This window comes from Phytohabitans sp. LZ39 (genome assembly GCF_059359075.1).
The window spans coordinates 166,891-181,565 of sequence record NZ_JCADBM010000005.1 but is presented as its reverse complement, the minus strand read 5'-3'; the positions used below and the strand labels follow the sequence as shown (position 1 = coordinate 181,565).

Annotated in this window: 14 protein-coding genes; 6 read left to right on the top strand and 8 right to left on the bottom strand. The window is 68.7% G+C overall.

The genetic code is table 11. The annotated features are described in order from the left end of the window. Window positions 1-20: 20 nt before the first annotated feature. The 4 genes from AC5L36_RS12290 to AC5L36_RS12275 all read right to left on the bottom strand — a co-directional run bounded on the left by AC5L36_RS12290 (window position 21) and on the right by AC5L36_RS12275 (window position 5,356). The gene (locus AC5L36_RS12290) at window positions 21-605 is read right to left on the bottom strand and encodes a dihydrofolate reductase family protein (protein ID WP_441215581.1); all 585 of its coding nucleotides are present in this window, start codon (window positions 603-605) and stop codon (window positions 21-23) included. Between the two features lie 226 nt (window positions 606-831). Continuing rightward, window positions 832-2,841 carry an ABC transporter permease gene (locus tag AC5L36_RS12285; RefSeq protein WP_441215580.1) on the bottom strand — a complete coding sequence of 670 codons (2,010 nt, stop codon included), beginning with the start codon at window positions 2,839-2,841 and terminating at the stop codon, window positions 832-834. 25 nt (window positions 2,842-2,866) lie between these two features. Beyond that, window positions 2,867-4,297, bottom strand: a complete 1,431-nt coding sequence (locus tag AC5L36_RS12280) for an extracellular solute-binding protein (RefSeq protein WP_441215579.1) — start codon at window positions 4,295-4,297, stop codon at window positions 2,867-2,869. A 294-nt stretch (window positions 4,298-4,591) separates the two neighbouring features. Then, window positions 4,592-5,356, bottom strand: coding sequence for an IclR family transcriptional regulator (locus AC5L36_RS12275; protein WP_441215578.1), 765 nt, complete (start codon window positions 5,354-5,356; stop codon window positions 4,592-4,594). 195 nt (window positions 5,357-5,551) lie between these two features. Between AC5L36_RS12275 and AC5L36_RS12270 the strand changes: the two genes are divergently transcribed. After that, on the top strand, window positions 5,552-6,160 hold the full coding sequence (locus AC5L36_RS12270) for an ATP-binding protein (RefSeq protein ID WP_441215577.1): 609 nt from the start codon (window positions 5,552-5,554) through the stop codon (window positions 6,158-6,160). 216 nt (window positions 6,161-6,376) lie between these two features. Here AC5L36_RS12270 and AC5L36_RS12265 read toward each other — a convergent pair whose 3' ends face one another. Beyond that, the gene (locus tag AC5L36_RS12265; protein WP_441215576.1) at window positions 6,377-7,306 is read right to left on the bottom strand and encodes a helix-turn-helix transcriptional regulator; all 930 of its coding nucleotides are present in this window, start codon (window positions 7,304-7,306) and stop codon (window positions 6,377-6,379) included. Here AC5L36_RS12265 and AC5L36_RS12260 point away from each other — a divergent pair. Then, window positions 7,280-8,326 (top strand): alpha/beta fold hydrolase, encoded by a 1,047-nt coding sequence (locus AC5L36_RS12260; protein ID WP_441215575.1) that lies wholly within the window; start codon window positions 7,280-7,282, stop codon window positions 8,324-8,326. The two genes, AC5L36_RS12265 and AC5L36_RS12260, sit on opposite strands and share 27 nt — an antisense overlap. A gap of 264 nt (window positions 8,327-8,590) precedes the next feature. On the opposite strand, the gene AC5L36_RS12255 is transcribed toward AC5L36_RS12260, so the two are convergent. Further along, window positions 8,591-9,034: a helix-turn-helix domain-containing protein gene (locus AC5L36_RS12255; RefSeq protein WP_441215574.1), complete on the bottom strand. Its 444-nt coding sequence runs from the start codon at window positions 9,032-9,034 to the stop codon at window positions 8,591-8,593. Window positions 9,035-9,082: 48 nt separating this feature from the next. Here AC5L36_RS12255 and AC5L36_RS12250 point away from each other — a divergent pair, with 48 nt between their 5' ends. Further along, window positions 9,083-10,282: an MFS transporter gene (locus AC5L36_RS12250; protein ID WP_441215573.1), complete on the top strand. Its 1,200-nt coding sequence runs from the start codon at window positions 9,083-9,085 to the stop codon at window positions 10,280-10,282. A 220-nt stretch (window positions 10,283-10,502) separates the two neighbouring features. Here the strand turns inward: AC5L36_RS12250 and AC5L36_RS12245 are convergent, their stop codons facing one another. Beyond that, the gene (locus tag AC5L36_RS12245; RefSeq protein ID WP_441215572.1) at window positions 10,503-11,426 is read right to left on the bottom strand and encodes a hypothetical protein; all 924 of its coding nucleotides are present in this window, start codon (window positions 11,424-11,426) and stop codon (window positions 10,503-10,505) included. Further along, window positions 11,420-11,743 (bottom strand): PadR family transcriptional regulator, encoded by a 324-nt coding sequence (locus AC5L36_RS12240; protein ID WP_441215571.1) that lies wholly within the window; start codon window positions 11,741-11,743, stop codon window positions 11,420-11,422. Before AC5L36_RS12240 ends, AC5L36_RS12245 begins: the two co-directional genes overlap by 7 nt. Window positions 11,744-12,023: 280 nt before the next feature. Between AC5L36_RS12240 and AC5L36_RS12235 the strand changes: the two genes are divergently transcribed. From AC5L36_RS12235 to AC5L36_RS12225, 3 genes are all read left to right on the top strand, one after another. Continuing rightward, window positions 12,024-12,614 (top strand): RNA polymerase sigma factor, encoded by a 591-nt coding sequence (locus AC5L36_RS12235; protein ID WP_441215570.1) that lies wholly within the window; start codon window positions 12,024-12,026, stop codon window positions 12,612-12,614. Between the two features lie 16 nt (window positions 12,615-12,630). Then, a complete protein-coding gene (locus AC5L36_RS12230) occupies window positions 12,631-13,644 on the top strand; it encodes a CU044_5270 family protein (RefSeq protein WP_441215569.1) in 1,014 nt (337 codons plus the stop codon). A 225-nt stretch (window positions 13,645-13,869) separates the two neighbouring features. Continuing rightward, window positions 13,870-14,295: an Atu4866 domain-containing protein gene (locus AC5L36_RS12225; protein WP_441215568.1), complete on the top strand. Its 426-nt coding sequence runs from the start codon at window positions 13,870-13,872 to the stop codon at window positions 14,293-14,295. Window positions 14,296-14,675 lie beyond the last annotated feature (380 nt).

Genomic DNA, 14,675 nt, shown 5'->3' with positions numbered 1-14,675 from the left:
CGGCCGCCGCTCTGGGAGCGCTACACGCGGGTGGGGCCGGGGGGCAGGGGGCCGTCAAGCACCTTGGGTATGTACTCGAGCAGCTGGGTGCCGGTGTCGAAGCTGCGACTCTCGACCAGCGAGAGAGAAAGGTCCGGGTAGCCGGCGAACACGGGCTCGTGCCCGGTTTTACCGGTGAGCACCGGGAAGATGACCACACGCAACCGGTCGACCAGGCCGGCCGTGATCAGTGCCCGGCTCAGGCTGATGCTGCCGAGAGTGCGCAGCTGCCCCGACTCGCTTCGCTTCATCTCCCGCACGGTGGTGATCGCGTCGTCGGTCACCAGTTCGGTGTTGGCCCACGACAGCGGCTCGGTGAGCGTCGACGAGAACACCACTTTGCGCGCGGCGTCCAGCGCCAGTGAAGCGGTGTCGTTGTTCTTGCCGGCCCACGGCGACATGATCCGGTAGGTGTTGGCGCCCATGAGGTGGACGAGGCCCTTCTCGGCGAGGCTGTCCTCGTTTAGCCAGGCAAGGTATTCGGGCCCTTCCAGGCCCCAGTAGCTCGGCCAGCCTTCGGCGGCTCCGTAGCCATCGAGGGAGATGATGTAGTCGACCGTCAGCATTGCCATTGCTTCGCCTCCTGGACTGGTGGGGAGGTTCGCCGTCACGAACGCTCGATCCACGTCGTTTGCGCACCGTACGCTCGCATGCCTTCATACCGGCTTCATCTTCGGTCCGATGCCCGCCTGACCCGGGTACCGTCCTGCCGCGGCCCCCTTGTTCGACGGGGCCGCGGCAGCGGTGCCGCGTGAGGCCGCATGCTGACCAAGGGTCTGATCAAGCGATAGGTCAGCCCTTCACCGCGCCCGCGGTGAGCCCCTCGGTCAGGAAGCGTTGCCCGAAGGCGTACATGACGACCACGGGGATGCTGACGAGCAGCGACGCCGCGGCGAGCTGTCCCTGCGGCACGACATCGCCGATGATCATCGACTGCATGCCGACGGGGAGGGTTTTGTACTCGTCCTTCGTGATGAACACGAAGGCGAAGAGGAACTCGTTCCAGGCGTTGGTGAGGGTGAACAGCGCGACCGCGAGCAGCCCGGGCTTGGCGAGGGGCAGCACGACCCGGCCGAACGCTTGGAGGCGGGTGCAGCCGTCGACCAGCGCGGCTTCCTCCAACTCGACCGGGATCGACGAGAAGTACCCCGTCAGCAGCCAGGTGGCGAACGGGAGCGTGAAGGTCGGGTACGTCAGCACCAGCGACCACAACGAGTCGGTGAGGCGCGCCCCGATGAGCAGCTGGTACAGCGGGATGAACAGCAGCGCGCCCGGCATCACGTAGGTGAGCAGCACCGTGACGGTGAAGCCCTGCGCGCCGCGGAACCGCAGCCGGGCCAGCGCGTAACCGGCCAGGGCGGCGAAGACAAGTGCCACCGCGGTGGACGCCGCGGACACCAGCACCGTGTTGAGGTACCAGCGGCCGAAGGGCTTGGTGGTGAACAGGTCGGTGAACTGCTGCGTGGTCCACGGGGTCGGCCACAGGTCCTGGTCGTGCATGACGATCTGGCCCTCGGTCTTGAAGGCCGTGACGACGATCCAGTACAGCGGGCCGAGCACGAACAGGAGCAGGCCGGCCAGCGCCAGGGCGGATCCCAGGCCCGACACCACGGACGACGCCCGGCCACGCCCCCAACTTCGTAGCGCCGTGACCACCCGGCCGACCGCGGCCACGACAAGTGCCATCGCGGCGAGGACCACCGCCGCCTTCCAGAAGATGTGTGGTGACGCCCAGGCCAGCAGACCGGTGACCGCCGCGGCGATGACCCACGGCAGTGCCTTCCGGGTCTTCCGCGCCTTCTCCGTCCACTGTGGTGGCGCGGCGTCGGTGTCCCGGCGCAGCAACCGGACCAGGACGAACACCAGCGCGCCAACGACTGGCACCATCACGAGCGTGACCGCCGCCCCCGCGCCGTACTGGAGTTGCAGGATCGCCTTGGTGTAGGCGACGAGCACGTACGGCGCCGTCGCGTCGCCCGGGCCACCCTGCGTCAGCAGCCAGATGAGGTCGAAGTTGTTGAACGTCCAGATCGACGACAGGGTCACCGTCACGGTCATCACGTGGCGCAGTCCGGGCAGCGTCACGTGGACGAAGCGCTGCCACGGCGAGGCGCCGTCGACGGTCGCCGCCTCGTACTGGTCCGCCGGGATGGCCTTCAACCCGGCGAGGAACGCGACGGTGAAGAACGGCACTCCCTTCCACACGTTGACGAGGATCACCGACGGCATGGCCAGCGACGGGTCGGACAGCCAGCCGGCGGGCCAGGTGTCGACCAGGCGCAGATCGGCCAGCAGCGGCCCGATTCCCGACGAGGTGAGCAGCATGTTGACGCTGCCGAAGATCGGGTCGAGTAGCGAGCGCCAGCTGAACGCCGTCACCACCGTCGGCACCACCCAGGGCAGCAGGAGCAGCCCGGCCAGCACGGACCGCCCACGCCGCCGGTGGTGCAGCAGCAAGGCCGCGGACAGCCCCAGCACCACCTTGAACACCTCGGCGTACGCCGTGAAGACGAACGAGTTCAGCACGCCCGTGCGGAACTGCTCGTCGCTGGCGAGGGCCAGGTAGTTGTCCAGGCCGACGAACACGCTGTCCGGCCCGTGCCGTTCCGTCGTGCTGGTGACCACCGACCGGGCGATCGGCAGGAGCACGAGCCCGCCGACCAGCAGGGCCGTCGGCGCGAGGAACAGTGCCGCCAGCCGCCAGTCCCGACCCAGCCGCCGCTGGACCTTCGTGAGTGAGCCCGACCCCGGCGGCGAAGGCGCCTTCGTCGCCGGAGTCGGCGCGGGACGGACAGCCGTCACCTTGTCTCCTGGTTCGCTCGCTCGCTCACTGCGGCAGGCCCTGCTGGGTAAAGACCTGCGCGATCTTCGCGTGGGCGTCCTGCACGGCCTTCGCGGGCGCGGTGCCCTGGATGACCTGCTGCATCATGTCGGTCAGGACGTAGGCGCCGACGGCGGCCTGCTGGCCCGCGCTGGCCTTCTGCGGAAAGTTCAGCCCGTTCTTCGTGGTCAGCGGCAGCGACTGCTGGGTGATCTTGCGCATGATGGGGAACGCCGGGTCGCCGCTGGTGAAGAACGGGTCGGCCTCCCAGACCTTCTCCCAGGCGGGCAGCGCCAGGCCGGGCGCCTCCTTCGCCACGCCCAGCAGCGCGGGCGCGGTGATCAGGTACTGCGCCAGGAGCTTGGCGAGCGCGGCGTTCTTGGCGCCCTTGAAGACGACGAAGCCCTGGGACTGGCCGAGGAGCAGGGGCTTGTCGGTAGCCGGCCCGATGCAGTCGGCGAAGACGTGGGTGTTGTCGTAGACGGGGTTCTTCTTGGTCTTGGAGTCCGCGTAGACGCTGAATTGGTTGCGGGTGTAGCCGAGGATCCCGGCGAGCCAGTTCTCGTTGTTGCTGGAGTCGGTCCAGGCGGCCACCCCTGGCGGAAGCATCGGCTTGAACTTGGGATTGGTGTAGATGTCGCCCAGGAAGGTCACCGCCTGCACCGTCTCGGGCGAGTTGAACGTGACCTTCCTGCCGTCGTTGGAGGCGATCGAGCCACCATAGGCGTTGATCACTGCCTCGATGATGCCGTTGCCGTCGCCGGACCGGTTCATGGTCATGCCCCAGCCGAACCGGCGCTTGGCCGGATCGGAGATCTCCAGGCACAGGTCCCGCAGTTCCTCCCAGGTGTACACGTCCTTGGGGGCGATGCCCTTGTCCCGCATCCAGTCCTTGCGTAGGAACGACCCGATGCCGATGAAGTGGTAGGGAATCGCGAACCACCTGCCGTCGAAGACGCAGAAGTTCTTGGACTCCGCGGTGGGCTCGCCGTAGGTGGCCGTCAGCGCCTCGACGACGTCCGTGACGTCCTCCAGGTCGCCCAGTGCGTGGAACTGCGCGACGAATCGCGAGTCGGTCATGAACGCCAGGTCGCGCGCCACGCCGCCCTTCACCTCGGCGTCGAGCTTGGCCACCACGTCACCGGCGTCGGCCTGCACCAGACTGTTCTCGATTTTCGTCCCGGTGGAGTCGGCGAATTTCGCGATCGAGCTGTCGAGCGCCGCGTTCGCCGCCTCCGAGTACAGCTTCTGCGAAAGCATTCCCATCGAGGTGCCCTTCAACGACGCCGCGGCGTCGAGCAGCTCCTTCGGTACCTCGGCCTGCGTCCGAGGCGGCGACGTCGAGCCGCCTCCGCACGCGGCCAGACCTGCCGCGCCGAGTAACCCCACCCCCAACCCGAGAAAGCCGCGTCGAGACCGCAACGGGTTGTCCTCCATGGCGATTCGCCTCCTTCGTCTCGTCTCACCGCCGCACGCCCAAGGCGTACTGGGCCTTTCGGCCGTTTCTCGATGTCGGCGTGACTCAGGTATTGGATGGGTCTCGCTGGAGTGCCGCGCACGGACACGGGCCGTCCACGATCGGGAAGTCAAGGTCGAGTCATGCCTCATCGCCGTTCGAAATTTCGAACGAGGTTCGAGATACCGTACCGAATGGACGCGACGGTAGAGGACACCAGCGGGAGGTGTCAATGTCTCGATGTGGCGGGCCGACCACGAGCGCCGGCCCGGGTATCAGGGCTGGCGGTACCCCATGCGGGCGGACAGCGTAGCCGCGCCCTCGCGTACCAGCTGGGTCCACGCCACGCACGCCTGCGGGGTCCAGCGGATGATCGGCGCGGAGACGCTCATCGCGGCGACGGTCGCGCCGGTATGGTCGTGGATCGCCGCGGCGACGCAGCGCACGGCGGTGTCGGACTCGCCGTTGTCGATCGCGACGCCCTCGTCCCGCACACGATCGAGATGTTTCCGCAGGCGGTCCGGGTCGGTGATGCTGGCCGGCGTCATGGCCGGCAGGGCGCCGTTGGCCAAGACGGCGTCCAGGCCCGCGGGCTCGAGGCTCGACAGAAGTACCTTCCCGACCGCCGTGCAGTGGGCCGGCAGCCGCCGGCCGACCCCCGAGACCATCCGGACCGGGTGCGTGCTGTCGACCTTGACGAGGTAGATGACGTCGGCGCCGTCGAGTACGGCGACCAGGACCGCCTCGTCGCATGCCGCAGCTACCTCCCGCGCGACGCCTTGCGCCTCGCGGACCAGGTCAAGCCGGCCCGCGAACGCCGAGCCGAGCTGGAAGAGGGGCATGCCGAGCCGATATCGCACAGGCTGACCTGGCACGGAGATCAGGTATGAGCGAGCCACGAGCGTGACGAGCAGCTCGTGGACGGTGGTGCGGGGCAGGTCGAGCCGCTCGGCCACCTCGCGGGCCGACAGTTGAGGGCGGTCCAGAAACAGTTCGAGGATGTCGAGTGCGCGGATGACCGCCGGTACCACGCGGGGCATGTCGATAGTCCTTTCGGAATGCCGGACCCGCGTCAACGACCTCCACGCGTAGCGGCACCTGGACAGCGTAACGGCAGCCCTCGCGGTAGGTCGCGGACCCGCGGTCGGCAGACGAGGTCTGGCTGCGGGACCATGGGGTCTCGGATGGGGAGCAGGGGCGGACGCCGGTTCGGCCCGGGTGTGGGGGAACAAGCGATGCTTCGAGGTCGACGCGCTGAGTGCGAGGGCGTCGAGCGGTTACTGGCGCGGGCGCGGGCCGGGCGCAGCGGTGTGCTTGTGGTGCGCGGCGAGGCCGGCATCGGCAAGACGGCGCTGCTGGAGCATGCGAGCGCCGCCGCGACCGGGATGCGGATCGTCCGCGCGGTGGGCGTGGAGGCCGAGACCGAGTTCGCTTATGCCGGGTTGCATCAGGTTTGTGCGCGGGTGCTGGACCAGGTCGGTGCGCTTCCGGGCCCGCAGCAGGTAGCGCTGAGTGTGGCCTTGGGGCAGCGGGACGGGGATCCGCCGGATCGGTTTCTGGTCGGGTTGGCGACCTTGAGCCTGCTGGCCGAGGTCGCGGAGGAGCGGCCGGTGCTGTGCCTGGTGGACGACGCACAGTGGTTGGACGCGGCGTCCGCACAGACCCTCGCGTTCGTGGCCCGGCGGGCGGAGGCGGACCGGTTGGCGATGGTGTTCGCGCTGCGCGACCCGTGCCCCGACGGCACCGGCGAAAGTGTTCGCCGGCTTGCCGGAGCTGCGCGTGGACGGGCTCGGCGAGGCGGACTCCCGAGCCTTGCTCGCCACCGCGGTGTTGAGCTCTTCTAGTGTCATGCGTGCGGTCTTGCCGGCGCGGGCGGCGAAACCCACGGCCTGGGTCGCGGAGGGCGGCCAGGAGGCGGGCGGCTTTTGGGCGGCGTTTCCACGGCAGCGAGCGGGACAGGCCGACGTCGAAGAACTCGGCGACGATCCGCCCGCCGGCCGGTTCGATCAAGGACCGGACGACCTCGGTTATCGCTGTGCCGTGCGACGTGCGCGCCGGTCTCAGCAGTATCGCTCGACGAGCGCGTTGCCGATCGAGGCCAGGTGGTCTCGCACACCGGGAGGGCCGGTCACCTCGATCCATTCGACGAGCCCGGCAAGCTCGCCGGCGAGTATGTATTCGTCGCTGCCGCGGATCACGACCTCGATGCGGCCGTCGGTCGTGGTGCCTCCCACCTCGAGCCGACCGCCGAACCCTATCTGGAGCACACCTATCCCGTGGGGCGCGCATACCGCCCGGGCCTCGAAAGGTGTTCGCTTGCGGTCGACCTCGTCGGCGATCGCGCGCCAGCTCTCGGCAAGGTCGAAGTCCTCGGGCCGGTGCACGGGGTCGCGGGTCGGGTCGGCGGACGACACGCGGTCGATCCGGAAGGTCCGCCGACCGGCCTCGGTGTCGGCGACGAGGTACCACGACGGGCCTTTGGCGACGATGCCCAGCGGGTGGACGGTTCTCTCGGTTTGGCTGCCTTCGCGGTCGACGTAGCCGAGCCGGACTTGGACGCCGCGGATCACCGCGTCCTGGAGCTCGTCGAGGAAGTGAGGCGGTCGGGGCTCGACCCGGCTCGCCCCCCATCGCCGCGGGTCCGTGACGAGCGACGACGCTGCCGCCTCGGCCTGCACCCGGAAGGGTTCCGGCAGGGCTTGGACGAGCTTGCGCAGCGCCGCTTTCACGGCCGGCGTCACAGACGAGGCCGGGCCGGCGACCAGGAACAGGGCGCGTGCCTCACTCGCGGTCAACCCGGACAGGTCGGTGCGGGCGCCGCCCACGAGGCGCCAGCCGCCGCCCCGGCCCTGGATGGAGTACACCGGCACGCCGGCCATGCCCAAGGCGTCGAGGTCGCGGCGGGCGGTGCGCTCGGAGATCTCCAACTCGCGGGCGACCCCCGCTGCTGTCACCTGCTCGCGATGTTGCAGCAGAAGGAGGATGGCCATCAACCGGTCGGCTCGCACCTCGACAACACTTCCACAAAAACCGGTCACGAGGTGACCGGTATGGGTCGGCAAGATGCCGGCATGACAACCGATTTTCCCGAGCCAACCCGCATTTCGGTCAACGGTGTGGAACTCGAAGTCTTCGAAGCCGGCCGGCAAAACGTGGAGAACCCCATCGTGCTCTGTCACGGCTGGCCGGAGCACGCCTTCTCCTGGCGCCATCAGATGCCCGCCCTCGCGGCAGCGGGCTACCACGTCATCGTCCCGAACCAGCGGGGTTACGGCAACTCGTCGCGCCCGACCGAAGTCACCGACTACGACATCGCGCACCTGTCGGGTGACCTCGTCGCACTGCTCGATCACTACGGATACGACGATGCCACCTTTGTCGGCCATGATTGGGGTGCGGCCGTCGTTTGGGGGCTGACCCTGTTGCACCCAAACCGGGTCGACAAGGTGATCAACCTGAGCCTGCCGTACCTCGAGCGCGGAGACAAGCCCTGGATCGAGGTCATGGAAGCCGTGCTCGGCAGCGACTTCTACTTCGTCCACTTCAACCGGCAGCCGGGCGTCGCGGACGCCGTGTTCGAGGAGAACACGTTCCAGTTCCTTCGGAACCTGTACCGCAAGAACATGCCCCTCGCAGAGCCTCAGCCGGGCAATGCGTTGATAAACCTCGCCAGAGCGGAAACCCCACTCGGTGAGCCCGTCATGAGTGACAGCGAACTGGCCGTCTTCGTCTCCGCCTTCGAATCAACAGGGTTCACGGGCGGAATCAACTGGTACCGAAACCTGGACTGCAACTGGCGCCTGCTGGCGGACGTGGACCCGATCATCCGACAGCCCACCCTCATGATCTACGGCGACCGCGACACGGTCGCGAGGTCTGAAAGACTGACGGAATTCGTGCCGAATGTGGAAGTGGTCAGCCTGGACTGCGGTCATTGGATCCAGCAGGAGAAACCGGAGGAAACGACCGAGGCGATCCTGAAGTGGCTGGACCAGCGGGATGCCGCCTAGCATTCCAGCAGGAGATCCGCTGCACGGTCCGCTGAGGGCTCGCGGGTTTTAGTCGCTGGTCATGCCCCTGCGCTGCGGGTTGGTGGCGTCAGCCACCAGCCCGCTAGGCTACCTCAACCACCCCGGCCTACCCCGCGACGTCCGCCGCGCGGTCGAAGGCAACGCACCGGCTGGCAACGCCTGCACCGCTACGCCCACGCCAACGCCCGACCCAAGATCGGCCCCTACCGCCGGTCCCGGCCTGACTGACCGACACCCCGCGGCCTACTCACGTGTGACCAGCACTGCCGTGTCGAGGATTCGGTGCCAGTCCAGTTCGGACAGTGGCCGGGCTACCAGGCAGGCCATGGCCGCCATGGCATGCAGCAGACGCTCACGAACCGCACTTTGTGGTGATCGGGTGGCCTTGGCCAATCGGGTGGATTCGGTCGAGAATCGTGCGCCCCGTGCGAACTGCACCAGCGAGTCGGGCAACCGTTCTGGTTCAGTCCGTCGGGGTTCGTCGTCGTCGACCAGTTCTACAACCAGGCGAGCACCCAGAGCTGTGGCGAGGTTGGCCACCGCGGCCAGCGTCGGGTTCCCCCGACCGTTTTCGAGGTTGGCGATATACGGCACCGACAGGCCGGCGTCCGTCGCCACAGAAGCGATCGTGCGGCCGGCCGCCACCCGCCGGTTCCGCAACACGTTGCCCAACTCGACTATCTCCACAGAACACATCTTGTCACAGAGTTTTCCCACGGGATAGCCTGCCGTGGCATGTGGCATACGCTGGCGCACCACCGAGCCTTCCGCCGGCTCTGGATCGCCGCGACCGTGGACGCCCTCGGCTCCTGGCTACTGGTCATCGCCGTGCCAGTGCACATCTACGCCCTGACCGGCTCCGCGACATCCACCAGCCTGGCGCTGGCCATCCAGGCGCTGCCCGCCATGCTGATCGGCCCGTGGGCCGGCGTCGCGGCCGACCGGTTTAACCGCCGAACAGTGCTGGTGGTCGCCAACACAGCCAGCGCCGCCGGTGTTGCCTTGATGCTAGCGGCCACCACCCCCGGCCGCGTGGGACTCATCTACCTCGGCCTGCTCGTGGAGAACCTCGCGGTGTGCTTCCTGCGCCCAGCCTTTCAAGCAGTGACCCCCGCGGTCGTTGCTGACGAGGCCAGCCTCGCTTCGGCCAACGCCCTGCTGGCCATCAGCAACAGCACCTGGCGGATCGCCGGCCCGCTACTGGGCACCTACCTGGCCGCCATCGGCTGGTTTCAGGCCGTCGTCCTGCTGGACCTAACCAGCTACCTCATCGCCGCCGCGATCATCAACCGCCTGCCAATCCCCGCCACCACACAGCCCACCGGCACCACCCGCGTTCGCGACCAGCTGGGCCGAGGACTGCACCACATCGCGCGCACTCCGTCATTGCGCGGCCTGCTCGCCAGCAGCTGCCTCTACTGGACCGCCAACGCCGCACTCACCGCGCTGCTGGTCCCGTTCGTCACCCAACAACTACACGCCTCGGGCCGCGCCGTGGGCAACCTCATCACCGGCCTGGGCATCGGCTACCTACTCGGGGCAGCGCTCAGCAGAAAGCTCATCGTCCACCACCACGCGCGCACCATCATCGCGATCGGGTACGCCACAGTAGGACTCTGCTTCCTCGTCATGTTCACCACGACGAGCCTGCCGGTCGCTGTCGCCGCCGCTACCGCCAGCGGCCTACCCGGTGCCGCCGCACTGGTCGCCACCGGACACCATCTACAAACCTCCACACCGGACCAGGTACGCGGGCGAGTGTCAGCCGCCTTCCACACCAGCGACGCCCTCGCCGCCGTTGGCGGCGCTCTGGCCGCCCCCGCAGTCGTGGCACTGGTCGACCTGAGCATGGGCCTGATCATCTTCAGCCTCACCGTGCTGATCGCTGCCCTCATGGCCGCGATCCTGCTCCCGACCGCACCGCGACCGCGCTAACTGTGCCCCCGCATCGCCAGCGAGACTCTCAGCGATCACGGCGCCACTACCGCAACAGCACGCACGCCAGCGCTACGAGGAATGCGCCCCCTAACCGACAGTCCAGACGACAGCCACTGTCAGACGGGCTGACCCCGCCATGAGCGCGTCATCGATCGCCGACGGCGGACGGCCCCGCCTCGAACAGCTCACCTGCTCCTGGTCCAGATCGTCTCGTGCCCTACCCGCCACTGTGGACGGGGCGGCTGACCGTGGACGGAAGCGGGTTCTCGTCGAGGTCCAACGTGGACATGGCGGCGACCAGGTACGCCAGGGCGTATATGGCGATCATGGTAAGTGAGGTCGAATAGCCCTCGGTGAAATCCGTCAGCATGCTGACGGCGGGCCGGACACTGGTGCAGACACCGTCGACACCGACGCAGTTGTCAGGAGTGGTTGGCAGGACGCCGAGCGGCACGTCGATGGGTCCCGGCCACAACAGGTCAGCCGGATACCACATCGCCGTGTAACTGGGGTCAAGACCAAGCCTCGCCGCGTGCGGTGCCACCGCGAGCGTGGACGCGAGCCAGCATCCCGCGACGGCGCCGGCACCACCCACCAGCACCGCGAGGCGCGGGGAGAGCCGGACAGCGACCAGCATCGCGGCGGCCAGTATCGCCCCCCACACCAACGTCGCGGTCGGCATACGCCACGCTTCGTCGAAGGACGGCATCGTTGACGGCGTCGCCACGACCACGACGACGGCCGGTAACACGACGGCGCCCACGACCGACCAGGGCCGCAACAGTGGGCTTGTCAGCCCCGCGACCCACGCGAGCATGACGAGCGGCACGCTCAGGACAAGCCCGATCGTGCCGAAGAGGCCGAGCCACACGCAGGCGACTGGGGCCGCGACGAGCAACGCCGCGTGGCGGAGGACCCGGCCGATGGACGCGTCCGGATCGAACAACGGCGCCCGGCCGCCCAGGCGGGGGCGAGTCGCCGCGAGACTCGCCGCGAACCACAGCATCCGCCGCTGCTGTCGCCGCGAGGCCAGCTCATGCAGCTCGCCTCGCCACTCGGCGAGCATCTCGTCGCGCAGGTGCCTTGGCCAGCGCTTCGCCGCCATCCGGAGCAACAGCTGGACCAGCCACAGCGTCACCACGCCGGCCTCGTCCGTGGCGCACCGGCCGGCCTGGGTGAGGTGGTCGCCGTCCTCAGCTCGGCCAGGGCCGCTTCGGCACGCTCGATCCCCTCGGCGGTGAGGTGGTAGTAGCGACGCGCCGGCCGACCCGCCGCGACCGGATCCACCTGCTCCCACTTCGCAACGACCCAACCGGCATCCTGAAGCCTGCGCAGCAGCGGGTACAGGGTGCCGCTTGGCAGGCCGGTCGCGGTCATCAGATCCAGTCCGTACCGCAGCTCGTCAGGGTCGTCCATCAGTGCCGACAGCACCTTGGCCACCGCGATCGTCACTCGCACAGCAGGACACTATCCGTTTACTACATAGGGGTCAAGATCTGACCTCGCAGCCGTCCTCGCTTTCGCCACGCTCGCCCTCACCACCCCAGCCCGGTGCGCCGACTCGAGGCTGCACACCGCCGCAACCAATGTGCACGATGCGACAGTCTCGCGGGACGACCGGTCAGCACCGGTACTCAAGCGACTGCTCGCCTGCCCAGGCGGGTGCGATGGGCGCCGGGAACCGGTTTGGCCGGTAGTGGCAATACAGCTGTGACGGTGCAGACCGAAGGGGAGTTCAGTGACGGCGGAGGTTACGCGGGTGATCCAGGACGCGGAGGTGATCGGGGCGTCCCTGGCCGACCCGGACCGGTTCGCCCAGTTGTACGACCGCTACGCGGCCCAGCTGTACCGGTACGCCTACCAGCGTGTCGGGCCTCAGCATGCGGAGGACGTGGTCGCCGACACCTTCGTGGCGGCCTTTCAGGCGCGGCATTCTTACGACCAGGACCGGGTCGAGGCCCGGCCGTGGTTGTTCGGAATCCTCACCCGCAAGATGGCCCGCCACCATCGCTCCGAGAAGGCGCGGTTGGGAGCACATGCCCGGGCGGCGCCGGAGGCTACGCCGGATTTCGCGGATCGGGTGGCGGCCCGGGTCGCCGCCGGCGCCGTCGCGGCCGAACTGGCGGCGGCCCTGGCTGGACTACCCCGGCGTAACCGGGACGTGCTGTTGCTTATCGCGTGGGCGGATCTGTCCTATGAGGAGGCTGCCGCCGCGCTGGACATCCCGGTCGGCACGGTTCGAAGCCGGCTACACCGGGCGAAGAAGCGGGTCCGGGCGGCGCTCAGCGGAGCCGACCCCACCGCGCTCACTCTCCTCGACGACCAGTGAGAACCGGAGGAACCCGATGACAGCGCTACACGATCTCGGCGACGCTCTTGCACCGCCCGCGCTCGGCGGGAGCCAGGCCGAACCGCCACTCGACCTGCGCCGGCGGGTGCTGACCAGCGTCCGCGAGCCGAGCCGATCCGCGGGCGTGTACGGCCGGAGGCTCGCGTTGCGCCTCGGTACGGTGGGCGCCGGTGCCGTCGCCGTCGCCGTACTCGTAGCGACGAACTCCGGTCCGGGCGCTGATCCGCCGGCCGGCACGACCCTCGACGCGGCTCGCGTCTGGGAGTTGGCGGCACAGGGCGCGGCGGCGCTGCCCGCGGCCGGTCCCAAAGACCGGTTCGCGTTTTACGAGACGGTGGGATTCAACCGGGTCCTCGAGCCCGCGAAGCGGTACGGCACCAGGATCGTACCCCCCGACCTGCCACCGGTCGGGACCCTCGAAGGACCGCAGGTAACGCAGGTCTGGCATCCGCTCGACCAGACGCGGGACGGGTACTTCAAGCTCCTGGCTCCCTACAACGGCCGGGCGGCGATCCTCGGATCGCACCCCGGCATCCGCGTCGCGTCGGGAACGGTGAAGGACGGCACGCTCGGATTCTTCGGTGAGCAGGTCGACCTGCCCACCGAAACCGACGGCATCGCGGCCTACCTCTACCGCGACTCCGGTGAGATCTCGCGGGAAGAAGCGGACCGGCGCGCGTTCGACCGGATCGTCATCATGTGGCTGCCGCAAAACGTGGCCCGGCCGCAGGTCCAGGCCGCCGTGCTACAGGCGGCACGGCGAATCGGGGGCGTGCAAGTGCAGCAGCAGGCGAAGGACGCGGCCGGCCGGCCGGGCGTCGGGCTGATCCGCACCGACAACAACGTCCGGACGGAGCTGATCTTCGACCCGAAGGACTACCGCTTCCTCGGCTACAACAAGGTCACAACCGTCGACGACCCAACCCGGCACATGAAGGCAGGCGACATCATCACCAGCTACGCCATCAAACGATTCACCTACGTGGAAAAGATCAAGCAGCTTCCGTGAGATCGGTTTATGCGGTGGTGGCGCGGGGGCTGGCTCCACAGCGGGCACCGCGGCGGAGACGCCCACCATGACGAAGGCACCGGTTACCGTGCCACCGCCTAGCGGCGAGGAGACTTCCGTGCATCTGAGCGCCCCACGCTTGGGTGGGTGCGACACGGCCTGGAAGGCCGTTGCCGCCGAACCTACGGTCGAGTGAGATAACCGCAATCGCTGGGAGACAAACAGATGCGCGCTCATCTCATCGGATCGGGGCGCCGTTCGGCCGGCCTCGTGCTTGTCCTCTTCGCGGCCGGGGTGCTGGCCGCGTGCCGCACGGCGTCGCCGGGGGAGTCACCGTCCCGGCAGCCGCCGGTCGCCGGCGCCCACCCGTACGTCGGTATGTGGGTCACCGCGGACAACTACATCCGGCAGGAGCTGCGGGTCGACGGCCGCTACGACGAAGCCCGTGGCACCCGGGCCAGTGCCTACACCGGCCGGTACGAAGTGACCGGCGACCACATCGACTACTGGGACGACAGCGGCTTCACCGCCGACGGCCGGTTCGACGGTGACGTCCTGCATCACGGTGGCTACCTCTTCTACCGCGAGGGCAGCGACTCACACCGCGAGGCTACGGCGGCCCGAGGGCCGGAAGGCGAGGGGGTCTCGTGACGCGCGTGTGCCGCGGTCATTAGGTGATTTCCGCCGACGCGGTGCGGCGCCTCCGATGCGACCTTGACCGCAACGGGATTGGAGACAGTCGCATGACCGAAGAGAAGACGCGGCTGATCACGGGAGCGTCGCCCGGCTTCGGCCGCGAGTTGGCTACCGGGGCGGACCGCACAGCCCGCGCGTACGGCAGGTAACGGCGATGGACGGCCAATCTCCCAGGCAAGGAGAGGACATGTCCAGGCACGTGCCGGCGACCCCGGTGTCGCGGCGAACGTTCATCGCCACGACGGCCGCTGCCGGCGGGGCGGCCGCGGGCGGCGGCGTGCTGACCGGCGCGCCGGCACAGGCCGCGCCCGCCGCCGCGGACGTACCGTCGAGCA